General features: G+C 59.3%; 25 protein-coding genes and 1 pseudogene. 8 read left to right on the top strand and 18 right to left on the bottom strand.

The features are described from left to right. Positions 1 to 144: 144 nt before the first annotated feature. The 3 genes and pseudogenes from BSF44_RS26720 (at position 145) to BSF44_RS26710 (ending at position 2,061) form a co-directional block, all read left to right on the top strand. Positions 145 to 378 carry a PP0621 family protein gene (locus BSF44_RS26720; protein WP_080925333.1) on the top strand — a complete coding sequence of 78 codons (234 nt, stop codon included), beginning with the start codon at positions 145 to 147 and terminating at the stop codon, positions 376 to 378. A gap of 31 nt (positions 379 to 409) precedes the next feature. Beyond that, positions 410 to 727: pseudogene (locus BSF44_RS26715) on the top strand (hypothetical protein); the annotation flags it as partial. Next, positions 724 to 2,061: a sigma-54 dependent transcriptional regulator gene (locus tag BSF44_RS26710; RefSeq protein WP_095946030.1), complete on the top strand. Its 1,338-nt coding sequence runs from the start codon at positions 724 to 726 to the stop codon at positions 2,059 to 2,061. The pseudogene BSF44_RS26715 and the gene BSF44_RS26710, both read left to right, overlap by 4 nt. 4 nt (positions 2,062 to 2,065) lie before the next feature. Here BSF44_RS26710 and thiO read toward each other — a convergent pair whose 3' ends face one another. From thiO to BSF44_RS26675, 7 genes are read right to left on the bottom strand one after another with little or no spacing between them, the layout of a single operon-like run. Then, positions 2,066 to 3,166 (bottom strand): glycine oxidase ThiO, encoded by a 1,101-nt coding sequence (thiO, locus tag BSF44_RS26705; protein WP_095946029.1) that lies wholly within the window; start codon positions 3,164 to 3,166, stop codon positions 2,066 to 2,068. Between the two features lie 56 nt (positions 3,167 to 3,222). Then, the gene (locus BSF44_RS26700) at positions 3,223 to 3,624 is read right to left on the bottom strand and encodes a type IV pilin protein (protein ID WP_095946028.1); all 402 of its coding nucleotides are present in this window, start codon (positions 3,622 to 3,624) and stop codon (positions 3,223 to 3,225) included. Positions 3,625 to 3,638: 14 nt separating this feature from the next. Then, on the bottom strand, positions 3,639 to 4,052 hold the full coding sequence (locus tag BSF44_RS26695) for a hypothetical protein (RefSeq protein WP_095946027.1): 414 nt from the start codon (positions 4,050 to 4,052) through the stop codon (positions 3,639 to 3,641). Continuing rightward, positions 4,039 to 4,518 (bottom strand): PilX N-terminal domain-containing pilus assembly protein, encoded by a 480-nt coding sequence (locus BSF44_RS26690; protein ID WP_095946026.1) that lies wholly within the window; start codon positions 4,516 to 4,518, stop codon positions 4,039 to 4,041. The genes BSF44_RS26695 and BSF44_RS26690 overlap by 14 nt, the downstream gene beginning before the upstream one ends. 10 nt (positions 4,519 to 4,528) lie before the next feature. Further along, positions 4,529 to 5,236, bottom strand: coding sequence for a PilW family protein (locus BSF44_RS26685; RefSeq protein ID WP_095946025.1), 708 nt, complete (start codon positions 5,234 to 5,236; stop codon positions 4,529 to 4,531). After that, complete coding sequence (gene pilV / locus BSF44_RS26680) at positions 5,233 to 5,682, bottom strand: type IV pilus modification protein PilV (RefSeq protein ID WP_095946024.1); 450 nt, start codon at positions 5,680 to 5,682, stop codon at positions 5,233 to 5,235. The genes BSF44_RS26685 and pilV overlap by 4 nt, the downstream gene beginning before the upstream one ends. Continuing rightward, a complete protein-coding gene (locus BSF44_RS26675; protein ID WP_095946023.1) occupies positions 5,679 to 6,152 on the bottom strand; it encodes a GspH/FimT family pseudopilin in 474 nt (157 codons plus the stop codon). The genes pilV and BSF44_RS26675 overlap by 4 nt, the downstream gene beginning before the upstream one ends. Positions 6,153 to 6,282: 130 nt before the next feature. Here BSF44_RS26675 and BSF44_RS26670 point away from each other — a divergent pair, with 130 nt between their 5' ends. Beyond that, complete coding sequence (locus tag BSF44_RS26670; protein WP_095946022.1) at positions 6,283 to 6,822, top strand: GspH/FimT family pseudopilin; 540 nt, start codon at positions 6,283 to 6,285, stop codon at positions 6,820 to 6,822. Here the strand turns inward: BSF44_RS26670 and ispH are convergent. The 6 genes from ispH to murJ form a co-directional block, all read right to left on the bottom strand. Then, positions 6,791 to 7,738 (bottom strand): 4-hydroxy-3-methylbut-2-enyl diphosphate reductase, encoded by a 948-nt coding sequence (ispH, locus tag BSF44_RS26665; RefSeq protein WP_095946021.1) that lies wholly within the window; start codon positions 7,736 to 7,738, stop codon positions 6,791 to 6,793. The two genes, BSF44_RS26670 and ispH, sit on opposite strands and share 32 nt — an antisense overlap. A 132-nt stretch (positions 7,739 to 7,870) precedes the next feature. Continuing rightward, the gene (gene fkpB / locus BSF44_RS26660; RefSeq protein ID WP_172435403.1) at positions 7,871 to 8,308 is read right to left on the bottom strand and encodes an FKBP-type peptidyl-prolyl cis-trans isomerase; all 438 of its coding nucleotides are present in this window, start codon (positions 8,306 to 8,308) and stop codon (positions 7,871 to 7,873) included. Between the two features lie 7 nt (positions 8,309 to 8,315). Further along, positions 8,316 to 8,828 carry a signal peptidase II gene (gene lspA / locus BSF44_RS26655; protein WP_095946020.1) on the bottom strand — a complete coding sequence of 171 codons (513 nt, stop codon included), beginning with the start codon at positions 8,826 to 8,828 and terminating at the stop codon, positions 8,316 to 8,318. Further along, positions 8,821 to 11,652 (bottom strand): isoleucine--tRNA ligase, encoded by a 2,832-nt coding sequence (ileS, locus tag BSF44_RS26650; protein WP_095946019.1) that lies wholly within the window; start codon positions 11,650 to 11,652, stop codon positions 8,821 to 8,823. The genes lspA and ileS overlap by 8 nt, the downstream gene beginning before the upstream one ends. Positions 11,653 to 11,665: 13 nt before the next feature. Next, positions 11,666 to 12,604 (bottom strand): bifunctional riboflavin kinase/FAD synthetase, encoded by a 939-nt coding sequence (ribF, locus tag BSF44_RS26645; RefSeq protein WP_172435402.1) that lies wholly within the window; start codon positions 12,602 to 12,604, stop codon positions 11,666 to 11,668. A gap of 129 nt (positions 12,605 to 12,733) precedes the next feature. Further along, on the bottom strand, positions 12,734 to 14,272 hold the full coding sequence (murJ, locus tag BSF44_RS26640) for a murein biosynthesis integral membrane protein MurJ (RefSeq protein ID WP_095946017.1): 1,539 nt from the start codon (positions 14,270 to 14,272) through the stop codon (positions 12,734 to 12,736). Positions 14,273 to 14,524: 252 nt separating this feature from the next. On the opposite strand from murJ, the gene rpsT reads away from it, so the two are divergent. Then, entirely contained in the window at positions 14,525 to 14,803 is a 279-nt protein-coding gene (gene rpsT, locus BSF44_RS26630; protein WP_007970922.1) for a 30S ribosomal protein S20, read from the top strand. Between the two features lie 180 nt (positions 14,804 to 14,983). Here rpsT and BSF44_RS26625 read toward each other — a convergent pair whose 3' ends face one another. From BSF44_RS26625 to rplU, 5 genes are all read right to left on the bottom strand, one after another. Further along, positions 14,984 to 15,448, bottom strand: a complete 465-nt coding sequence (locus tag BSF44_RS26625; RefSeq protein WP_095946016.1) for a CreA family protein — start codon at positions 15,446 to 15,448, stop codon at positions 14,984 to 14,986. Between the two features lie 12 nt (positions 15,449 to 15,460). After that, positions 15,461 to 16,579, bottom strand: coding sequence for a glutamate 5-kinase (gene proB / locus BSF44_RS26620; RefSeq protein ID WP_095946015.1), 1,119 nt, complete (start codon positions 16,577 to 16,579; stop codon positions 15,461 to 15,463). Positions 16,580 to 16,716: 137 nt separating this feature from the next. Beyond that, positions 16,717 to 17,940: an Obg family GTPase CgtA gene (gene cgtA / locus BSF44_RS26615; RefSeq protein WP_008052064.1), complete on the bottom strand. Its 1,224-nt coding sequence runs from the start codon at positions 17,938 to 17,940 to the stop codon at positions 16,717 to 16,719. A gap of 195 nt (positions 17,941 to 18,135) precedes the next feature. Continuing rightward, a complete protein-coding gene (rpmA, locus tag BSF44_RS26610) occupies positions 18,136 to 18,393 on the bottom strand; it encodes a 50S ribosomal protein L27 (RefSeq protein WP_003281574.1) in 258 nt (85 codons plus the stop codon). 35 nt (positions 18,394 to 18,428) lie between these two features. After that, positions 18,429 to 18,743, bottom strand: coding sequence for a 50S ribosomal protein L21 (gene rplU, locus BSF44_RS26605; protein ID WP_007950961.1), 315 nt, complete (start codon positions 18,741 to 18,743; stop codon positions 18,429 to 18,431). A 239-nt stretch (positions 18,744 to 18,982) separates the two neighbouring features. On the opposite strand from rplU, the gene BSF44_RS26600 reads away from it, so the two are divergent. From BSF44_RS26600 to BSF44_RS26590, 3 genes are all read left to right on the top strand, one after another. Continuing rightward, complete coding sequence (locus tag BSF44_RS26600; RefSeq protein WP_008052062.1) at positions 18,983 to 19,951, top strand: polyprenyl synthetase family protein; 969 nt, start codon at positions 18,983 to 18,985, stop codon at positions 19,949 to 19,951. A 203-nt stretch (positions 19,952 to 20,154) separates the two neighbouring features. Beyond that, positions 20,155 to 20,496, top strand: a complete 342-nt coding sequence (locus tag BSF44_RS26595) for a zinc ribbon domain-containing protein YjdM (RefSeq protein WP_095946014.1) — start codon at positions 20,155 to 20,157, stop codon at positions 20,494 to 20,496. Positions 20,497 to 20,699: 203 nt separating this feature from the next. Next, a complete protein-coding gene (locus BSF44_RS26590) occupies positions 20,700 to 20,957 on the top strand; it encodes a hypothetical protein (RefSeq protein WP_095946013.1) in 258 nt (85 codons plus the stop codon). Positions 20,958 to 20,997: the final 40 nt, after the last annotated feature.

The raw sequence follows: 20,997 nt of genomic DNA, 5'->3' as shown, positions 1-20,997 counted from the left end.
GTTAACGTTAACGCGCTTTGTCTGAATAAACGCGTCGTCCTTGAGACCATCGCGAGCAAGCTCGCTCCTACATAAGCTATTGGGCTGTGCGCCGGCCATGTCCTTGGCTAAACTGCCGGATCATCAGTCGAAAAGCAGCTCACCATGCTTCGTTTATTGTTCTGGATTGCCCTGATTGCCGCTGCAGTGTGGTTCTGGCGCAAGTTCAAGGGTCAGGCCTCCCCCCCCAGATCCCCTGCCGAGCGGGAAGCCGCGCCCATGGTCCGTTGCGCCCATTGCGGCGTTCACCTGCCGCGTGACCGCGCGCTGAGCCTCGACCAGCAATGGTATTGCAGCCAGGCTCATCTCGAGCAAGGCAAGGGCTCCAGTGGCCACTGACACCTCAGCAGAAATGGCAGCCGTTTAGGGACTATCGCGCGCGCCCAAGGAACTGAAAGCTGTTGATCGACGTCTGACGCAGATTATTCAAGACCTCTCTCTGCGAATGAACCGGGTAATCGAAAACGTATTGCATCTGCAACGCCGCGAGCTAATGCCGCCATTACGGCTCGACCTGAAATCACTGGAAATACTCGATAATGAAGCCCCAGCCCCCCATATCATGGGCCTGGGGCTTTATCTGTCCGGCCAGCCGGGCGAAAGCATTCCGTCCCGCCTAGACTTCAAGGCACGCCAGGAAAGCGGCTGCTTTTGCATGACCTATGCACACGGACGGGACCCACGTTGAACACGAGACCACGACAAAAAGTCCTGATCGTCGATGACGAACCGGACATTCGAGAACTCCTGGAAATCACCCTGGGAAGGATGAAGCTGGAGACGTTCAATGCCCGCAACGTCGGCGAAGCGCAATCCCTGCTCAAACGCGAAACCTTCGACCTATGCCTGACCGACATGCAATTGTCGGACGGTACCGGCCTTGAGCTGGTCCAGCACATCCAGCAGCGCCACCCTCAGGTCCAGGTGGCGATGATCACCGCCTATGACAGCCTCGAAAACGCGATCAATGTGCTCAAGGCCGGGGCATTCGACTTCCTGACCAAACCGGTGGACCTTACGCGCTTGCGTGAACTGGTCACCAGCGCCCTGCTGGTTCCTGCCCGCGGGGTCGGCATCAATCGACGCTTGCTGGGCGACTCATTGCCCATGCGCAACCTGCGCAAGCACATCACCAAGCTGGCCAGCAGTCATGCGACGGTATACATCAGCGGAGAGTCCGGCAGCGGCAAGGAGTTGGTCGCGCGCCTGATCCATGATCAAAGCCCCCGCGCCAATCAGCCGTTCATCGCGATCAACTGCGCGGCGATTCCCTCGGAGCTGCTGGAGAGTGAGTTTTTCGGCCATCGCAAAGGCAGTTTCAGCGGTGCCATCGAAGACAAACCCGGCCTGTTCCAGGCAGCTCACGGCGGCACCCTGCTCCTCGACGAAGTGGCCGACCTGCCGCTGGCCATGCAGGTCAAACTGCTGCGCGCGATTCAGGAGAAATCCGTACGCTGCGTCGGCGGGCAGCAGGAAGTGGCGGTGGATGTGCGTATTCTCTGCGCCACACACAAGGACCTTGGCGCCGAAGTCGCCGCCGGACGATTTCGTCACGACCTTTACTACCGTTTGAACGTGATCGAACTCCGGGTGCCGCCCTTGCGCGAGCGTCGCGACGATATCGAAATGCTTGCAAGCCACATACTCAAGCGCCTGGCCGCCGATAGCGGTCAGCCTGCCGCAAGTCTCCACTCCCAAGCCCTTGAGGCGCTCAAAAGCTATCGCTTCCCGGGCAATGTGCGGGAACTGGAAAACACGCTCGAACGGGCGCACACCTTGTGTGAGAACAATCAGATCGAAGCCGGCGACCTGCGCCTGGCTGAAAGCAACCGTGGGGCTGAGGGGGGCGTGCCGGACCTGACCCGGATCGACAATCTGGAAGCCTATCTGGAAAACATCGAACGCCAACTGCTGCTCCAGGCCTTGGAGGAAACCCGCTGGAACCGTACGGCGGCGGCTCAGCGGTTGAACCTGTCATTCAGGTCGATGCGTTACCGGCTCAAGAAGCTGGGACTGGATTGAGGCTTTAAAGTCTTCCGGCAGGCGCATAAGGCGCCGGATCGATAATCGGCGCCCGGCCCAGCATCACATCGGCAAACAGCTGGCATGACGCCGGCGCCAGCACCAGCCCGTTTCGGTAATGCCCGCAGTTGAGCCAGAGCCCGTCAACCCCTGGCACCGGGCCGATGTAAGGAATGCCCTCGGGTGATCCCGGGCGCAATCCGGCCCAATGCCCCACTACTTCGGCATCGGCCAGCGCCGGGATCAACTCCACCGCGGACGCCTTCAGGCTTTCCAGTGCCGACCCGGTCGGCGTCTTGTCATAGCCCTCATGCTCCAGCGTACTGCCGATCAATATGTGCCCGTCGCGCCGGGGAATCGCATAACGGCCCTTGGCCAGGACCATGCTCGGCAGGAAATCCGCCGCACACTTGTAGAGAATCATCTGCCCTTTCACCGGCTCGACCGGCAGCGTCAGATCAAGAAGCTTGAGCAAATCACCGCTCCAGGCCCCCGCCGTCAGGACAACTTGATCACCCGAGACAATACCTGTGGAGGTCTGTACGCCGACCACTTTGGTGCCGTCACGAACAAACCCGCTGACTTCGCACTGCTCATGGATCGTCACGTTCGGCAGCGCCAGTAACGCGGCCTTGAGTGACTTCACCAGTCGAGGATTGCGCACGTTGGCAACGTCGGCCATGTAGATCGCCCGGGAAAAACCACTGCCCAGCACCGGCACGGCATCGTGTGCCGCCGAAATATCCACCGCGCTGAGCGGGCGATTTTCCCGGGCGGCCCATGCCAGGGCTTCAGCCTCGTCATCCAGGTCCAGCCAGTACAGACCGGTGGTGTGCACTTGTGGATCAACACCAGTGGCGGCAAACAAGCGCTCGCCCAGCTGTGGATAAAAATCCTGGGACCAGTGAGCCAACGCGGTGACCGCCGGGCTGTAGCGCCACGGGTAAAGCGGCGAAACGATGCCGCCACCGGCCCAGGACGACTCCTGGCCGACGCTCGAGCGATCCAGCAGCACAACGCTTTGCACTTCGGAGGCGAGATTGAAGGCCGTCAGCAATCCAATCACCCCACCGCCGACAATCACCACTTGCTGTTGCCTGGTCATGTTCTGATCCCATCGTTAAATAGACAGAGGGTACAAAAGGCACCCGAAAAAGAAACTCAGCGCCCCCAGCAGTCTTTGCTGGTCAGGCCGGATTTCGCGTTGACCATACCGAGCACACCGGTATTGGTGATAGTCAGATCACCGCACTTGTCAGAGGCCATGCTCGAGTCAGCCCTGCGCACCGCCGTCAGCAGAAAGGCCTGGTCGGTCAGGGTCGGCGTGATGCTGTAGTAATCATTGCCGGCACTGAGGCCCGTCGCATCGGTGTAGGCATTTTTCTGCGAGTAGAAGCGCTCCAGTAGTTGCGCCTGCTCCGAGAGCAGACCGGCTACTTCTGCGCGACGGCCCTTGTTCAGGTATTCGGTGAGACTCGGGGCAGCAATGGTCATGACAATACCGATGATCGCAATCACGATCATGATTTCGATCAGGGTAAAACCGCGGTTGGAACTACGCATGCATCAATTCTCAGTCACTGTATTTGTCGCCACATGATGCGACGGCTACCGCCGGATTTTTCCATCCCCGCAGTACCGTCGCCAGTGGAATCGTTCACGGCCCCGCCATTGTCGCTGGCGTCCTGGGTCGAATGCTCACCGATAAAGATCACGCCATCGGATAGCGTGTCGCTGTTGTCGACCACTCCATCGGCGTTGCTGTCGAGCATCTTAACGCTGATCGCCTCGGGCAGCTTCAGGCAGACGGCCTTCAACCCCAGATTGCCGTGATAAAAACCGTACCAGTTGCCATTGGCCAGACAGGTTGGCCGGTTCAGCGCTGGCGCATCCGCTGATGTGGCAGCGTGCGCCGACACCGACAGGCCAAGCGCGACGACGACACCGAACAGTTGTGACCATAACCTGACAGCTCGCTCAGTACTTCGCATAGATGCTCTCCACAACACTGCGCGAATGCCCCGCGATGCCGACTGCCGTAACCCGATATAACGTCGCTGGGGTATTGATTGGCACATTCACCGCATTTTGGCTGACACCGATGTTTTGCACGCCATAAAAGCCCTTGCCCGATGCAATCCAGGTCACACCGGAAGAGGCGTTGAAACCGGCAGCGGTAATAGTCGAAGACTCGGACGGTGGCGCACATTGAACGATGGCGCTGCAAACAGGTAGCGCATAACTGTCCCGCTGCACTGTACCCTCACCCACCCGCAATGCGGCTTCGGCACTCTGGAACGACTGGTTGCGCAGGGCAACGCTACCGGCCATTTTTTCCTGCAGGGTCGCGCTCTGCATCGATGAAAGACCAATCAACGTGAGTAAGAGCAAGAACACCAGACTGACCAGCAGCGCCATGCCGCGTTGGGCGTCATACGTCTTGGGAGCACGGTTCATTGGCGCTCCCTCATGGCAGGCGGTTGCGCAGAGCGGCAACCACGTTGAAGGTTTGATCGGCCACCCGGTGGTGCGGATCGAAGAGAGTCAGGCTCAGGCGAACGCTTCGAATCAGCGCGGGGTCCGGCGGGTTGCTGCTGTAGCGCGAAGCAGCCAGATCAGTGGCGGTGCTGGCCAGGCCGAAGCTCACGTCGAAAGCGCTGACGTTGTCCACCAGTACCTGGTCTGGTGCGGCCCCGCCTTTCATCAGCAGTTGGTTGTTGCTGAAGCTGTAAATCAGCCGCCGGACCGGAAAGGCCAGTTGCCCTGCCACTGGCATCCGCCCTTCACTGTAGGCCGTCGAATGGGTTCGACAATCGGACAGCACAGTCCAGTCCGGCTGGCCGCCATTACCACCGACATCCGTCGTAACCAGCGTCAACTTGCGGCCACCGTTGTCCCAGCGGATCGGTACTAGCTGACTGGCATGAAAATCACCTTTCTTACTTGAATCGGTGATCTTTTCCAGACAACCGAACATCCCGACCATGCGAACTTCCTGAATCATTTTGCTCAACACGAAACGTGCGTCCTCCTGCATGTTCGCGGCGGCATTCTGGCTGAGATAGGTGTTCTTGGCCGCGATGAAAACCTGCACCACGCCCAGCACCACGATCAGGCTCAATGACAGGGCGATCAGCAATTCGACCAGGCTAAAACCTCTACTTAGGCGGCTCACGGGATCACCGTCGGATCAATGGCCGCGCGACTGTTCAGGACGAAGCTGCGTCGCGAGTCGGCAGTATTCGTAGCCCGTGAGTCATCCCAGGTAATCGTGATGGTGTACACCTTCTGGTTGACGGCAACACTGCCCGTCGCGGAGGCACCGAGGGAACTGACAATGTTGGCGTTAAAGTCAAACAGGTCCTGATCCCGGGTAACGTCCGGATTGCCCGAAGCCGGCGGCGCAACGGTGTAGTCCGCAGCAGCGTTGGCGCGAATGCGGTCCATCAGGTCGTAGGCGATAAAACTGGCCTGACTGGTCATGCGCGCGCTGTCCGTGTACTTCAGCGCATTGAGCTGAAACGCCGCCGCCCCCAACAGGCCCACGCCCAGAATGACTAACGCCACCAGGACTTCGACCAGCGTCATGCCATTCTGCTTGCCTTGCCTCCCTGCCCTCATCCGCAATTTCCACCCAATTGAATTCGTCCGTTCAAACACACAGTCAGCGTCCTGCTTTGTGCGCCCCGCTCATAGCTGATCACCACCTCTGAGGACGGTGATGACAATCCGCCCATACTGTTGAAATCGATGGCGGTGACGCCAGAGGTTAGCGCCAGAGTTGCGCCGCTGCTCATCGCCGGAACAACCCGTAATACATTGGCCAAAGCGCCAGTACCGCCGTAAATCGCCAGTTCCCCACTCCAGACATCCCCACCGGCCGTCGGGCGCACCCGTGTGGTATTGCCCCGATCGATGGCTTCGAGTCGGGCAAAATTCAGGGTTCGTCGCAGGTCAGCGATCTCAGTATCAGCCCTGGTTGTTTGCGTCGAGCGGGTAAACGCCGGGACACCCAGAGTCAGCAGCATCAGAAGGATCGCGATCGCGACCAGCAACTCGATCAGCGTGAAACCTTTTGTAGGATGATCCATCGGGGCCTTCTGATTCCTTCGGCTATACCTGCTCTTGCGCGGCACCACATTCGAGCGATGCGGTGCGTTTGCGTTGCCATTTCTCGCGCAGGGATTGCGCGAGCCACAGCACGCCACGGAGGGAAATGTCATGCGGCAACAAGGCTTCAGCCTGATCGAACTGCTCATGGGACTGGCAATTACCGCAATTGTTCTGCATTTGGTCAGTCCGGCGTTCGAAACGCTGGTCGAGTCGAACCAAAGACAACAAGCGGCAGAGGCTCTTTCCAGCAGTATTCGCACTGCCCGCAGCGAAGCCATCGTCCGCAACCAGGCCGTGGTGATTCACGGCATCAATGGCGATTGGAGCCAAGGCTGGAGGATCATTCTGGATATCAGCGGCAAGGGGGAGATGGACAGCGACAATCCACTGCTGGCCGAACGCCAGAGCAGAGCACGCCTGTCGATTGTGGGGAACAGTACGGTCGAAAACTCAATACGCTTCAGAGGTCAGGGCGAGTCACTGTTTGGAGGGACGTTACACGTTTGCGCTGTTCGCGAACCAGTCAGCCAACATCAAGTGGTGTTGGCCCGGACCGGTCGCGTCAGCCTGCGTAGCGACAAGGCTGAGCATCCGTTATGCAAAAAAAGGAGACAACTCAGGTCAACGAGCGAACGCGCAGTTCTTTAGGCATCGAGAACGTAATGTTCTCCTCGCGACCGGCCAGCTCATCGGCACCGGTGGCACCCCAGGCCTGCAACTGCTGGATCACACCGCGCACCAGGACTTCCGGGGCGGATGCACCCGCGGTGATGCCGATACGCTCAACGCCGTCGAACCAGCTCTTTTGCAGGTCTTCAGCACCGTCGATCAGGTAGGCAGGAGTGGACATGCGTTCTGCCAATTCGCGCAAGCGATTGGAGTTGGAGCTGTTCGGGCTGCCGACCACAAGCACCACGTCGCACTCGTCGGCCAGTTGCTTGACCGCGTCCTGACGGTTTTGCGTGGCGTAGCAAATATCGTCCTTGCGCGGTCCACCGATGGCCGGGAAGCGCGAACGCAGGGCATCGATAACGCGGCTGGTATCGTCCATCGACAGTGTGGTCTGGGTCACGAAGGCGAGCTTTTCAGGGTTGTTCACCTGCAGTGCGGCGACATCCTTCTCGTCTTCGACCAGATAGATCGCGCCGCCATTACCAGCATCGTACTGGCCCATGGTGCCTTCGACTTCCGGGTGACCGGCGTGGCCGATGAGAATGCACTCTCGGCCGTCACGGCTGTAGCGCGCCACTTCGATGTGGACCTTGGTCACCAGCGGGCACGTAGCGTCGAACACTTTCAGCCCACGGCCAGCCGCTTCGCTGCGCACGGCCTGGGAAACGCCGTGGGCACTGAAGATCACGATGACGTCGTCCGGCACCTGATCCAGCTCTTCGACGAAGATCGCACCACGGGAGCGCAAGTCTTCGACGACAAATTTGTTGTGAACCACTTCGTGGCGCACATAGATCGGCGGCCCGAAGACTTCCAGGGCGCGGTTGACGATTTCGATCGCCCGGTCCACGCCGGCGCAGAAGCCACGGGGGTTGGCGAGTTTGATTTGCATGCTGAGCCTCGTGTCTTGCGCGCGAAAACAATGAAAAACACTGTAGGAGCGAGCCTGCTCGCGATAGCAGAGTGTCAGCCGCCATCAATGTTGATGACAGGCCCTCATCGCGAGCAGGCTCGCTCCCACAAGTTACAGCGCTTTGACGGAAATGATTTCCACGTCAAAGGTCAACGTCTTGCCCGCCAGCGGGTGGTTGAAGTCGATGGTCACTTGCGCGTCATCGAACTCTTTGACCACGCCCGGCAATTCAGTATTGGCCGCATCGTTGAAGATCACCAGCAAGCCAGGCGACAGTTCCATGTCCTGGAACTGGGAGCGCGGGATGATCTGCACGTTTTGCGGGTTGGGCTGGCCGAAAGCGTTTTCCGGCTCGATGCTCAGCGTCCGCTTGTCACCGGCCTTGAAACCGAACAGCGCGGCTTCGAAGCCTGGCAACAGGTTGCCGTCACCGACCTTGAAGGTCGCCGGGGCCTTGTCGAAGGTGCTGTCCACCGTGTCGCCGTTCTCCAGGCGCAATGCAAAATGCAAGGTGACTTCCGTGTTCTGGCCGATGCGTTGCTCAGCCAATACCTGTTCAGTCATGAACGGTTTCTCCGGTCTTTTTACTTTTGAACATATCCAGTGCCAGCATGATGGCACCGACAGTGATGGCACTGTCGGCAAAGTTGAACGCCGGGAAATACCAGCGGTTCTGCCAATGCACCAGGATGAAATCGATCACATGGCCCAAGGCAATGCGGTCATACAGATTGCCCAGCGCGCCGCCGAGCACCAGTGCCAGCGCAATCGCCAGCCAGGTCTCGTTGCGCCCCAGACGCTTGAGCCACACCACCAGCACCGCACTGACCACGACCGCGATCAACGCAAACAGCCAGCGCTGCCAGCCGGAGCTGTCAGCCAGGAAGCTGAACGCCGCACCCGTGTTGTAAGCCAGGGTCCAGCTGAAGTAATCGGGGATGATTACGATCTGCTGGTACATCTGGAGCTTGCCTTCGAAGTAGAACTTGCTGGCCTGGTCGATGACCAGGACCAGCAAACTCAACCAGAGCCAGCTCAGCCGTCCGAAACGGCCAACGGCATTAGGCATAGTGACGGACCTCGCCAGCGCCGCTGATGTTGTCGACGCAACGGCCGCAGATTTCCGGATGCTCCGGGTTCACGCCGACGTCTTCACGGCAGTGCCAGCAACGGGCGCACTTGGCATGGCTCGACTTGACGATCTTCAGCTTCAGGCCGCTGACTTCGGTGACCACGGCATCGGCCGGCGCCTGCACCAATGGTGCAACACTGGCGGTCGACGTGATCAGTACGAAACGCAGTTCGTTGCTCAACCTGGCCAGGTCGGCGGTCAGCGCATCTTCGGCGAACAGCGTCACTTCGGCCTGCAGATTGCCACCGACAGCCTTGGCTGCGCGCTGGATCTCCATTTCCTTGTTGACCGCGACCTTGACCGCCATGATCCGGTCCCAGTAAGCGCGATCCAGCTCGATGCCTTCCGGCAGTTCGCTCAGGCCTTCGTACCAGGTGTTGAGCATGACGGACTCGTTACGCTCGCCCGGCAGGTATTGCCACAGTTCGTCGGCGGTGAACGCCAGGATCGGCGCGATCCAGCGCACCAGCGCCTCGGAGATGTGGAACAGCGCGGTCTGGCACGAACGGCGGGCCTTGCTGTCGGCGCCAGTGGTGTACTGACGGTCCTTGATGATGTCGAGGTAGAAGCCGCCCAGCTCCTGCACGCAGAAGTTGTGGATCTTCGAGTACACGTTCCAGAAGCGGTATTCGCCGTAGTGCTCTTGTAGCTCGCGTTGCAGCAGCAGGGTGCGATCCACGGCCCAACGGTCCAGAGCCAGCATTTCTTCGGCCGGCAGCAGGTCGGTGGCCGGGTTGAAGCCGGTCAGGTTGGAAAGCAGGAAACGCGCGGTGTTACGGATACGCCGGTAGGCGTCCGCGCTGCGCTGCAGGATCTGCTCGGAAACCGCCATTTCGCCGGAGTAGTCGGTCGAAGCGACCCACAGACGCATGATGTCGGCGCCCAGGGTGTCGTTCACTTTCTGCGGTGCGATCACGTTGCCCAACGACTTGGACATCTTGCGGCCGGACTCGTCCACAGTGAAACCGTGGGTCAGCAGCTCGCGGTACGGCGCGTGGTTGTCGATGGCGCAACCGGTCAGCAGCGACGAGTGGAACCAGCCACGGTGTTGGTCCGAGCCTTCCAGGTACAGGTCGGCGCGCGGGCCGGTTTCGTGGCCCATCGGGTGCGAACCGCGCAGGACGTGCCAGTGCGTGGTGCCCGAATCGAACCAGACGTCCAGGGTGTCGCTGATCTTGTCATACAGCGGGGCTTCATCGCCCAGCAGCTCGGCGGCGTCCAGCTTGAACCAGGCCTCGATGCCCTCACCTTCAACGCGCTTGGCAACTTCTTCCATCAGCTCGACAGTGCGTGGGTGCAGCTCGCCGCTTTCCCTGTTCAGGAAGAACGGGATCGGCACGCCCCAGTTGCGCTGACGGGAAATGCACCAGTCGGGACGGTTGGCGATCATCGAATGCAGGCGCGCCTGGCCCCAGGCCGGAACGAACTGGGTCTCTTCGATGGCTTTGAGCGAGCGCTGACGCAGGGTGTCGCCGGTGGTCGGCTGCTTGTCCATGCCAATGAACCACTGCGCGGTGGCACGGTAGATCAGCGGGGTTTTGTGGCGCCAGCAGTGCATGTAGCTGTGTTCGATGATGGTGGTATGCAGCAGCGCGCCGACTTCGGTCAGCTTGTCGACGATGGCCGGGTTGGCCTTCCAGATGAACTGGCCGCCGAAGAATTCCAGCGAGGTTGCATACACGCCGTTGCTTTGAACCGGATTGAGGATGTCGTCGTTGACCATGCCGTATTTCTTGCAGGTCACGAAGTCGTCCACGCCATAGGCCGGAGCGGAGTGAACCACACCGGTACCGGCGCCCAGTTCAACGTAGTCGGCCAGGTAAACCGGCGACAGACGGTCGTAGAACGGGTGACGGAAGTTGATCAGCTCCAGCGCTTTACCGGTGGTGGTCGCAATGACTGAACCTTCCAGCGAGTAGCGCGCCAGGCACGACTCGACCAGCTCTTCAGCCAGTACCAGCAGCTTGTCGCCGACGTCGACCAGGGCGTAGTTGAATTCCGGGTGGACGTTCAGCGCCTGGTTGGCCGGGATGGTCCACGGGGTGGTGGTCCAGATCACGATCGAAGCAGGCTTGGCCAGGGTTGGCAGTCCGAAGGCGGCAGCCAGTTGGGCTTCATCGGCAATCGGGAACGCCACGTCGATGGTCGAGGACTTCTTGTTCTCGTACTCGACTTCCGCCTCGGCCAGCGCCGAACCACAGTCGAAGCACCAGTTCACAGGCTTCAGGCCCTTGAACACGAAACCGCCCTTGACGATTTCGGCCAAGGCACGGATTTCACCGGCCTCGTTCTTGAAGTCCATGGTCTTGTACGGGTTGGCGAAGTCGCCCAGCACACCGAGGCGAATGAACTCGGACTTCTGCCCTTCGATCTGCTCGGTGGCATAGGCCCGGCACAGTTCGCGGGTCTTGTCCGCGCCCAGGTTCTTGCCGTGGGTTACTTCGACCTTGTGCTCGATCGGCAGGCCGTGGCAGTCCCAGCCAGGAACATAAGGCGCGTCGAAGCCCGACAGGGTCTTCGAACGGATGATCATGTCCTTGAGAATCTTGTTCAGCGCATGACCGATGTGAATCGAGCCGTTGGCGTACGGAGGGCCGTCGTGCAATACGAACTTCGGACGATCCTTGCCAATCTCGCGCAACTTTCCGTACAGGCCAATACTGTCCCAGCGCTGCAGGATCTGCGGTTCGCGCTGTGGCAGGCCGGCCTTCATTGGGAAGGCGGTGTCCGGAAGGTTTAGCGTGGCTTTATAGTCGGTCATTTAAGGCTCTTCATTAGCGATGGGCGCTAGGTGCGGCTAGTGCACGGGCGGCGGCGACATCCGCGTTGATCGCCGTTTTCAACGCCTCCAGAGAGGCGAAACGCTGCTCTTCACGCAGCTTGTGGTGGAAAACCACCGTTAAACGCCGGTCATACAGATCGCCGGCAAAATCTAAAAGATGCACTTCCAGGTGGGCTTTGCCATCACCTTGAACCGTGGGCCGCACGCCGATATTGGCGACGCCGGGCCAGGTCTTGCCGTCGATCTTGACGTCCACCAGGTAAACCCCGGAAAGCGGAACGCGACGGCGCTTGAGTTGTATGTTGGCCGTGGGCGTGCCCAACTGGCGAGCCAGCTTCTGGCCGTGCAGCACCCGCCCGGTAATCTGGAACGGCCGACCCAGCAGTCGCTCGGCCAAGGCAAAATCAGCTGCGGCCAGGGCATTGCGGACCTGAGTGCTGCTGACGCGAATACCGTCCAGCTCAACGGTTTGCGCCGCCTCGACGGTAAAGCCCTGAACGATGCCGGCCTGTTGCAGGAAATCGAAATCCCCTACGCGGTCGCAGCCGAACCGGAAGTCGTCTCCGACTTCAAGGTGCTGCACGCCAAGGCCATCCACCAGAATGGTATCGACGAACTCACTGGCGCTGAGCTTGCTCAGGCGCTGGTTGAAAGCCAGGCACAGAACACGGTCGACGCCTTCGGCGGCCAACAATTGCAGCTTGTCCCGCAGGCGTGCCAGACGAGCCGGCGCGGTGTCCGGAGCGAAAAACTCCCGCGGCTGCGGCTCGAAAATCACCACGCAGCTGGGCACGCCCAACTCGAGCGCACGCTCACGCAGGCGCGCCAGAATAGCCTGGTGGCCGCGGTGTACACCGTCAAAGTTGCCAATAGTGGCGACACAGCCCCGATGCTGGGGGCGCAGATTGTGGAGGCCTCGAACCAGCTGCATAACGCGCTTCTTGCTCATAAAGTGGTCGATTATAACCACACCCGGCGGCCGACGACAGGCAACACCGTAACCCAAAGTGATCGAGCCGACAAAACCGCCGACTCGCCCGTGTTTATCGAGGCCAGAACCTCAGCCCAGCGTCTTGCGATTGAAGTCGCGCAAACGGAAGCCCATCAACACTAACATGCCGAAATAAGCCACCACACCGGCAACCACCAAGACACCCAGACGCAGGAAACGCTCAAGCATCTGCCCCTCACCCCAGGCCGGCATGAAATGCATCCCTGCCAGCAACACGCCAGACATCACCCCTACCGCAATCACCAGCTTGAAGCCGAACTTTGCCCAGCCCGGTTGCGGCTGGTACATCTGCTGTTTCCGCAGCTGATAGAAGAGCAACCCTGCATTGAGGCAGGCGCCGGCGCTGATGGCGAGCGCCAGCCCCGCGTGAGCCAGCGGACCGATCAGCATCAGGTTGAACAGCTGGGTGACCACCAGGGTGAAAATCGCGATTTTTACCGGCGTGCGGATGTTTTGTTGCGCATAAAAGCCCGGTGCCAACACTTTGATCACGATAATCCCGAGCAAGCCGACAGAATAAGCGATCAACGCGCGCTGGGTCATGGCCGCGTCATGGGCATCGAACTGGCCGTACTGGAACAGCGAAACCGTCAGCGGCTCGGCCAGAATCCCCAGCGCCAGGGCGCAAGGCAGCACCAGTACGAAGCACAGGCGCAGGCCCCAGTCGAGGATGCGCGAATACTCGTGACGATCCTTGTTGGCGTAGGTCTTGGCCAGGGTCGGCAGCAGAATCGTCCCCAGTGCCACACCCAACACGCCGGACGGCAGCTCCATCAAGCGGTCGGCGTAATACATCCACGACACGGAACCTGCGACCAGGAACGAAGCGAAGATGGTGTTGATGATCAGCGAAATCTGGCTCACCGAAACACCGAGAATGGCCGGCAACATTTGCTTCATGACGCGCCACACACCACTGTCACGCAGGCTCAGGCGCGGCAACACCAGCATGCCGATCTTTTTCAGGTGCGGCAGCTGGTAGAGCAACTGCGCCAGCCCGCCCACCAGAACCGCCCAGCCGAGCGCCATTACGGGCGGATCGAAGTACGGTGTCAGGAACAACGCAAAAATAATCATGCTGACGTTGAGCAGCGTCGGCACGAATGCCGGGACCGAAAAACGGTTCCAGGTGTTGAGGATCGCGCCCGCCAGCGACGACAGGGAAATCAGCAATATGTAAGGAAAGGTCACCCGCAACAGGTTGGAAGTGAGCTCGAATTTTTCCGGGGTATCGGTGAAACCCGGCGCCGTCACCCAGATGACCCAGGGTGCGGCCAGCATGCCCAACACCGTGACCAGCGCCAGCACCAGCGTCAGCAGGCCCGAGACGTAGGCGATAAATGTGCGGGTCGCCTCTTCACCCTGCTGGCTTTTGTATTCGGCAAGAATCGGCACGAATGCCTGGGAAAACGCCCCCTCGGCAAAGATCCGCCGCAGCAGATTGGGCAGTTTGAAGGCGATAAAGAAGGCGTCGGTCGCCATTCCCGCGCCAAATGTGCGCGCAATGAGGGTGTCACGAACAAACCCCAGAACCCGGGAAAGCATCGTGATAGAGCTGACGGCGGCCAACGATTTGAGCAGATTCATTGAAAGAGTTTGTGCCTGTCGATAAACAGCAGGCGAACTACGCGCCTACTTATGCGATACTCCGCGCCGCAACAGCACAGAGCCAAAGCTCGCGAGTTTACAGGTCACACGCCGGAAAGAAATATCCCGTCGCGCTACCCCTACCACTTAGCGGAACGTTTCAAGCGCCCTTGACAAGACTTCAACTCATCGGCATGATTCGCGGCCTATTTTGTTTGCTATTTCCTAAAAAGTCTTTCGAGGAGCTCGACGGTGGCCAACTCACCTTCCGCCAAAAAACGTGCAAAACAGGCTGAGAAGCGTCGCAGCCACAACGCCAGCCTGCGTTCCATGGTTCGTACCTACATCAAGAATGTAGTTAAGGCCATCGACGCAAAAGACGCTGCCAAAGCTCAAGCTGCTTACGTTCTGGCTGTGCCAGTTATCGACCGCATGGCCGATAAAGGCATCATCCACAAGAACAAGGCCGCTCGTCATAAGAGCCGCCTGAATGGCCACGTTAAGGCCCTGAACGTTGCCGCTGCTGCCTAAGCGACTCGTTCATTAAAAAACCGACCTCAGGGTCGGTTTTTTATTGCCTGCGATTTAGCGGACACACAAAAACTGTGGGAGCGAGCCTGCTCGCGATGACGGATTAACATTCAGCATTTGTGCTGGCTGGATATCCGCTATCGCGAGCAGGCTCGCTCCCACAGTTTGATTTGCGTGAAATTATTGAGCGTGCGCCCACGGCAAAATCGGAATCGCCGTCACCGCATTCTGCGGACTGCCCTCGATCAAGCGATCGCTGTACACCAGATACACCAGTGTATTGCGCTTCTTGTCGAGGAAGCGCACCACCTGCATGGTCTTGAACACCAGGGACGTGCGCTCCTTGAACACCTCGTCGCCATCCTTGAGCTCACCCTTGAAGCTGATGGGTCCGACCTGCCGGCAAGCGATAGACGCTTCAGCACGATCCTCGGCCAAACCAAGACCACCTTTCACCCCACCGGTCTTGGCGCGCGACAGATAGCAGGTCACACCATCGACCTTGGGATCATCAAAGGCCTCGACCACGATCCGGTCATTTGGCCCGACGAACTTGAACACCGTCGACACCTGACCGATCTCTTCGGCCGAAGCCAGCAGCGGCATCACCACCAGCAATCCCAACAATCCTTTTGCCACGCGCATTCAGGTATTCCTTCAGACCAGGATCAGGTTATCGCGGTGAACCAGTTCCGGTTCCGCCATGTAACCCAACAGACCGACAATCGCCTCGGACGACTGACCGATGATTTTTTGCGCCTCCAGCGCACTGTAGTTGGCCAGGCCACGGGCAATCTCGCGACCGTCCGGCGCCACGCACACGACCATTTCGCCGCGACGGAAACTGCCCTGAACCAATTTGACGCCAACCGGCAGCAAACTTTTGTTGCCTTGAGACAACGCCGCCACCGCACCCGCATCCAGCACCAGAGTGCCGCGGGTTTGCAGATGACCGGCCAGCCACTGCTTGCGCGCCGCCAGCATGCCGCGCTCCGGCGACAGCAACGTGCCGATGCGCTCGCCCGCCTTGAGGCGATCCAGCACGCGATCAATGCGCCCGCCAACGATGATGGTATGAGCACCGGAACGCGCAGCAAGTCGCGCAGCACGCAATTTGGTCTGCATGCCACCACGCCCCAGAGCCCCACCGGTGCCGCCCGCCACTGCGTCGAGGGCAGGATCATCGGCACGCGCCTCGTAAATCAGCTGCGCATCCGGATTGTTGCGCGGATCGGCATCGTACATGCCGTCGCGATCCGTGAGGATCACCAGCAAGTCAGCCTCGACCAGGTTGGCCACCAGCGCCGCCAGGGTGTCGTTGTCGCCAAAACGGATTTCGTCGGTGACCACGGTGTCATTCTCGTTGATCACCGGAATGACTTTCAGTTCGACCAGTGCGCGCAAGGTACTGCGAGCATTCAGGTAGCGCTTGCGATCGGACAAGTCGTCGTGAGTCAGGAGAATCTGCGCGGTATGCCGGCCATGCTCGGCAAAGCTCGACTCCCAGGCCTGCACCAACCCCATCTGACCGATTGCGGCGGCAGCCTGAAGTTCGTGCATCGCACTGGGTCGCGAGGTCCAGCCCAAACGGCTCATACCGGCCGCCACCGCCCCGGAGGACACCAACACCAGCTCGACACCCGCCTCATGCAAGGCCACCATCTGCTCAACCCAGACACCCATTGCCGCGCGATCCAGGCCTTTGCCGTCCGCCGTCAGCAAAGCGCTGCCGATCTTCACGACCCAACGCTGCGCACCTGTCACCTTGCTCCGCATCATCTTCAACCTTAGCTTGAGGGCACCGCGACCTGGCACTGCCCGTGACGTTATTCGTGGTTATTCGTGACCAACGATCGATTTCCAGATACCAAAACGCCGCTCGATTGAGCGGCGCTTAAGTTTATCGCAACGAATCAGTCACGCACGTAAATGATTTCCGGACCGTCTTCGTCATCCACATCTTCTTCGTCCCAATCATCGTCACCGATGTCGTGGACCGACTTCACGCCACTGCGACGCAGGGCACGCTTGTCATCCAGCGCCTGCAGTTGCGCGCGGGCTTCGTCTTCGATGCGCTGATCGAGATCGGCCAACTCTTCCTTGTAGGCCGGGTCATTGGCCAGGCGATCAGCACGGTCTTCCATGTAACGCATGATGTCGTGGCACAGACGCTCGGTACCGAGCTTGGAGATGGCCGAGATCACGTAGACCGGACCTGTCCATTCCAGGCGATCAACGATTTCCTTGACGCGAGCATCGTGCTCTTCATCAAGGATCTGGTCGCACTTGTTCAGGACCAGCCAGCGATCACGCTCCGCCAGGGACGGGCTGAACTTGATCAGCTCGTTGACGATCACTTCAGCGGCATCCGGTGCGCTGGCGTCATCCAGCGGCGCCATGTCCACGAGGTGCAGCAGCAGACGCGTACGCGCCAAGTGCTTGAGGAAGCGAATGCCCAGACCAGCGCCTTCGGAAGCGCCCTCGATCAGACCCGGAATATCGGCAATGACGAAGCTTTTCCAGCGATCGACACTGACCACACCCAGGTTCGGCACCAGCGTGGTGAACGGGTAGTCGGCAACTTTCGGCTTGGCAGCCGAAACCGAACGGATAAAGGTGCTTTTGCCGGCGTTCGGCAAACCCAGCAAACCGACGTCAGCCAGTACTTTCATTTCCAGCTTCAGGTCGCGCTGCTCACCCGGCTTGCCCGGAGTGGTCTGGCGCGGCGCACGGTTGGTACTGGATTTGAAACGGGTGTTGCCCAGACCGTGCCAGCCGCCCTGGACCACCATCAATTTCTGACCGGCCTTGGTCAGGTCGCCGATGACTTCCTGAGTCGCGGAGTCGATCACCGTGGTGCCGACCGGAACGCGCAGGATCAGGTCTTCACCCTTCTTGCCGGTGCAGTCGGTGCTGCCGCCGTTGGAGCCACGCTCGGCATCGAAGTGCCGGGTGTAGCGGTAGTCCACCAGGGTGTTGAGGTTTTCGTCGGCCATCATGTAGATGGAACCGCCGTCACCGCCATCACCGCCGTTCGGGCCACCGTTCTCGATAAATTTTTCCCGACGGAAACTCATGGCGCCATTGCCGCCGTCACCAGCCTTTACGCGAATCGATACTTCATCAACAAACTTCATAACAAACGCCTCTCGCCATACGGACGAGCCGAAAAACAATCAAGACATAAGACTCTTGCAAAAATGAGCGCAGCGACCCTAAACCACGACACCTACATCGTACGCCGACAGCCCATACAAACAGCTTTGCAAGAGACTCACCCCACAAACGAAAAAGCCCCGTCGCGAGACAGGGCTTTTCCAGCGATCGCGCAATTAAGCTGCGACTACGCTCACGTAACGACGACCGAAGGCGCCTTTTACTTCGAACTTGATCACGCCTTCGACTTTAGCGAAGAGGGTGTGATCTTTACCCATGCCAACGCCGTAGCCAGCGTGGAATTGGGTGCCGCGCTGACGCACGATGATGTTGCCTGCTTTGATAGCCTGGCCGCCATACATCTTCACGCCAAGGCGTTTGGCTTCTGAGTCGCGACCGTTACGGGTACTACCACCAGCTTTTTTGTGTGCCATGAGTTCAATTCTCCTAGTGAGGAATTAGGCTGTAATTAAGCCTGAATACCGGTGATTTTGATCTCGGTGTACCACTGGCGGTGGCCCATACGCTTCATGTGGTGCTTACGGCGACGGAACTTGATGATGCGGACTTTATCGTGACGACCTTGGGAGATCACTTCAGCCACAACGGTAGCGCCAGCAACAACTGGAGCGCCGATATTCACGTCGTCACCGTTGGCAACCAACAGAACGCGATCAAAGGTAACGGATTCGCCGGTAGCGACTTCCAGTTTTTCGATCTTCAGGTATTCACCTGGGGCGACTTTGTACTGCTTGCCGCCAGTAACGATTACTGCATAAGACATGGTATTTCTCCGATAATCCTGCTCACCCAGCTCTTTATAAGAAGAGGTATTGGCTGGCATGGCTGCATGGGGCTGGAGGCCCGCTTGCAATTGCGTAAGGCAGGTGCTGCCCAGGAAGTTCAGGGTGCGCGATTGTACGCAAGGCACGAGCGCCTTGCAAGGGGCCGTCCATCGCGCCTTGACACCTGCAAGCGTGGGTCCTAGCATGCCGCGCAACCCTTCTGGAGCGACTGTCGCTGATGCAACCCCAAGCTTTCTACCGCGCGGTGGCGGACGATTTTAGCGCCGTCGACGGCATCATCAAGAAGCAGCTGACTTCTCGAGTGCCGCTGGTATCGAAAATCGGCGATTACATTACCTCGGCCGGCGGCAAACGCCTGCGTCCTTTATTAGTGTTGCTGTGTGGCAAGGCCCTGGGGCGCGAAGGCGACGAATTGCGTCTGCTGGCCGCCACCATCGAGTTCCTGCACACCGCTACCCTGCTGCATGACGACGTGGTCGACATGTCCGGCATGCGCCGTGGCCGCTCGACCGCCAACGCCATGTGGGGCAACGCGCCAAGCGTACTGGTCGGCGACTTCCTGTATTCGCGCTCATTTGAAATGATGGTCGAACTGGGCTCGATGCCGGTGATGAAGATCCTTTCGCAAGCCACACGCATCATCGCCGAGGGCGAAGTGTTGCAGCTGTCGAAGGTTCGTGACGCCAGCACCACCGAAGAAACCTACATGGAAGTCATCCGCGGCAAGACCGCGATGCTCTTCGAAGCCTCGACCCACAGCGCCGCCGCCCTGTGCCAGGCCTCGCCGGAACAGGCCGAAGCCTTGCGTACTTTCGGTGATCACCTGGGCGTGGCCTTCCAGCTGGTCGACGACCTGCTCGACTACAAAGGCGACGCCGAAACCCTGGGCAAGAACGTCGGTGACGACCTGGCCGAAGGCAAGCCGACCCTGCCGCTGATCTACACCATGCGCGAAGGTACGCCGGAACAGGCCGCCCTGGTGCGCAAGGCGATCCAGAAAGGCGGAATCGAAGACCTGGAAAGCATCCGCGAAGCCGTGGAAGCCTCGGGCTCGCTGGAGTACACCGCGCAACTGGCCCGTGACTATGTGGCCCGCGCGATCAAGTGCCTCGAAGCGCTGCCTGCCAGCGAATACCGCGATGCGCTGGTTGAACTGAGTGAGTTCGCGGTAGCCCGCACGCACTGACAGCACTGCAAAACCCTGTGGGAGCGAGCTTGCTCGCGATTAGGCACTAACATTCAACATTATTGTTGACTGAAAGGACGCCATCGCGAGCAAGCTCGCTCCCACAGGTTTGTTCCCCACAGGTTTATCTGCGTTGTGCCCTCTCCCGCCTAAAACCCTATACAATGTGCGCTTTTTAGCGATCCTGAATCCAAGGAGCCTTAGTGAGCACGTTGCCACCCTGCCCAAAATGCAATTCCGAATACACCTATGAAGACGGCGCGCAGCTGATCTGCCCCGAGTGCGCCCACGAATGGTCCGCCAGCGGCGAAACCGAAGCAGTGTCCGATGACGCCGTGAAAAAGGATTCGGTCGGCAACGTCCTGCAGGACGGAGACACCATCACCGTGATCAAGGACCTCAAGGTCAAGGGCACGTCTTTGGTGGTCAAGGTCGGCACCAAGGTCAAGAACATCCGCCTGTGCGATGGCGATCACGACATCGATTGCAAGATCGACGGCATCGGCCCGATGAAGCTCAAGTCCGAGTTCGTCAGAAAAGTCTGAGCCTGCTGTTATCCATCCCGCGCCCGGCGTGGGATGGCGCCTCACCCTCCCCGCTTCACCCAGTAAATTCTCGCAATAGCCAAACGCCAGTCGATTTGACCTGACGCAATCTTTACCCGAAAAACAACGCAAACCACCAATAGACCCTTGCTATTTGATGAATAAGAATTATTCTCATCAAACCTTCAATGGAGATGAGAACCATGACTTATTTGATCGATGCCTGGCTGGACCGCCCACACCCTTACCTTCGGATCCTGCATCGGGAAACCGGGGAAGTCTGTGCGGTGCTTGAAGAAGAAGCCTTGAGCGAACTGCAGGACCAGGGTGATCTTGACCTCAATGGCCTGAGTTCCAGCGAGCCGGTGGTGCTCAAGGAACTGGTGCGTAATCTGTTTCTGTTCTGCTATGCCCGGGCGTTGCGCCCGCACAGTGAATTGCACAATAAGATCGAACTATGAGCGACACCCAAAAAACTGTGGGAGCCAGCCTGCTGGCGAT

This window comes from Pseudomonas sp. ACN8 (assembly GCF_002303925.1).
Taxonomy (GTDB): Bacteria; Pseudomonadota; Gammaproteobacteria; order Pseudomonadales; family Pseudomonadaceae; genus Aquipseudomonas.
The sequence above is the reverse complement of the archived record's forward strand: the minus strand, read 5'-3'. Positions and strand labels throughout refer to the sequence as shown.

Excerpts from the sequence above, each read along its gene's own strand:
- ribF (WP_172435402.1), bottom strand. The coding sequence starts at position 12,604 with ATGCAGCTGGTTCGAGGCCTCCACAATCTGCGCCCCCAGCATCGGGGC.
- BSF44_RS26695 (WP_095946027.1), bottom strand. The coding sequence starts at position 4,052 with ATGCGAAGTACTGAGCGAGCTGTCAGGTTATGGTCACAACTGTTCGGT.
- BSF44_RS26700 (WP_095946028.1), bottom strand. The coding sequence starts at position 3,624 with ATGCGTAGTTCCAACCGCGGTTTTACCCTGATCGAAATCATGATCGTG.
- BSF44_RS26600 (WP_008052062.1), top strand. The coding sequence starts at position 18,983 with ATGCAACCCCAAGCTTTCTACCGCGCGGTGGCGGACGATTTTAGCGCC.
- pilV (WP_095946024.1), bottom strand. The coding sequence starts at position 5,682 with ATGAGGGCAGGGAGGCAAGGCAAGCAGAATGGCATGACGCTGGTCGAA.
- ileS (WP_095946019.1), bottom strand. The coding sequence starts at position 11,652 with ATGACCGACTATAAAGCCACGCTAAACCTTCCGGACACCGCCTTCCCA.
- cgtA (WP_008052064.1), bottom strand. The coding sequence starts at position 17,940 with ATGAAGTTTGTTGATGAAGTATCGATTCGCGTAAAGGCTGGTGACGGC.
- murJ (WP_095946017.1), bottom strand. The coding sequence starts at position 14,272 with ATGAATCTGCTCAAATCGTTGGCCGCCGTCAGCTCTATCACGATGCTT.
- proB (WP_095946015.1), bottom strand. The coding sequence starts at position 16,579 with ATGCGGAGCAAGGTGACAGGTGCGCAGCGTTGGGTCGTGAAGATCGGC.
- BSF44_RS26690 (WP_095946026.1), bottom strand. The coding sequence starts at position 4,518 with ATGAACCGTGCTCCCAAGACGTATGACGCCCAACGCGGCATGGCGCTG.
- BSF44_RS26670 (WP_095946022.1), top strand. The coding sequence starts at position 6,283 with ATGCGGCAACAAGGCTTCAGCCTGATCGAACTGCTCATGGGACTGGCA.
- BSF44_RS26720 (WP_080925333.1), top strand. The coding sequence starts at position 145 with ATGCTTCGTTTATTGTTCTGGATTGCCCTGATTGCCGCTGCAGTGTGG.
- rplU (WP_007950961.1), bottom strand. The coding sequence starts at position 18,743 with ATGTCTTATGCAGTAATCGTTACTGGCGGCAAGCAGTACAAAGTCGCC.
- BSF44_RS26675 (WP_095946023.1), bottom strand. The coding sequence starts at position 6,152 with ATGGATCATCCTACAAAAGGTTTCACGCTGATCGAGTTGCTGGTCGCG.
- rpmA (WP_003281574.1), bottom strand. The coding sequence starts at position 18,393 with ATGGCACACAAAAAAGCTGGTGGTAGTACCCGTAACGGTCGCGACTCA.
- BSF44_RS26590 (WP_095946013.1), top strand. The coding sequence starts at position 20,700 with ATGACTTATTTGATCGATGCCTGGCTGGACCGCCCACACCCTTACCTT.
- thiO (WP_095946029.1), bottom strand. The coding sequence starts at position 3,166 with ATGACCAGGCAACAGCAAGTGGTGATTGTCGGCGGTGGGGTGATTGGA.
- lspA (WP_095946020.1), bottom strand. The coding sequence starts at position 8,828 with ATGCCTAATGCCGTTGGCCGTTTCGGACGGCTGAGCTGGCTCTGGTTG.
- ispH (WP_095946021.1), bottom strand. The coding sequence starts at position 7,738 with ATGCAAATCAAACTCGCCAACCCCCGTGGCTTCTGCGCCGGCGTGGAC.
- BSF44_RS26625 (WP_095946016.1), bottom strand. The coding sequence starts at position 15,448 with ATGCGCGTGGCAAAAGGATTGTTGGGATTGCTGGTGGTGATGCCGCTG.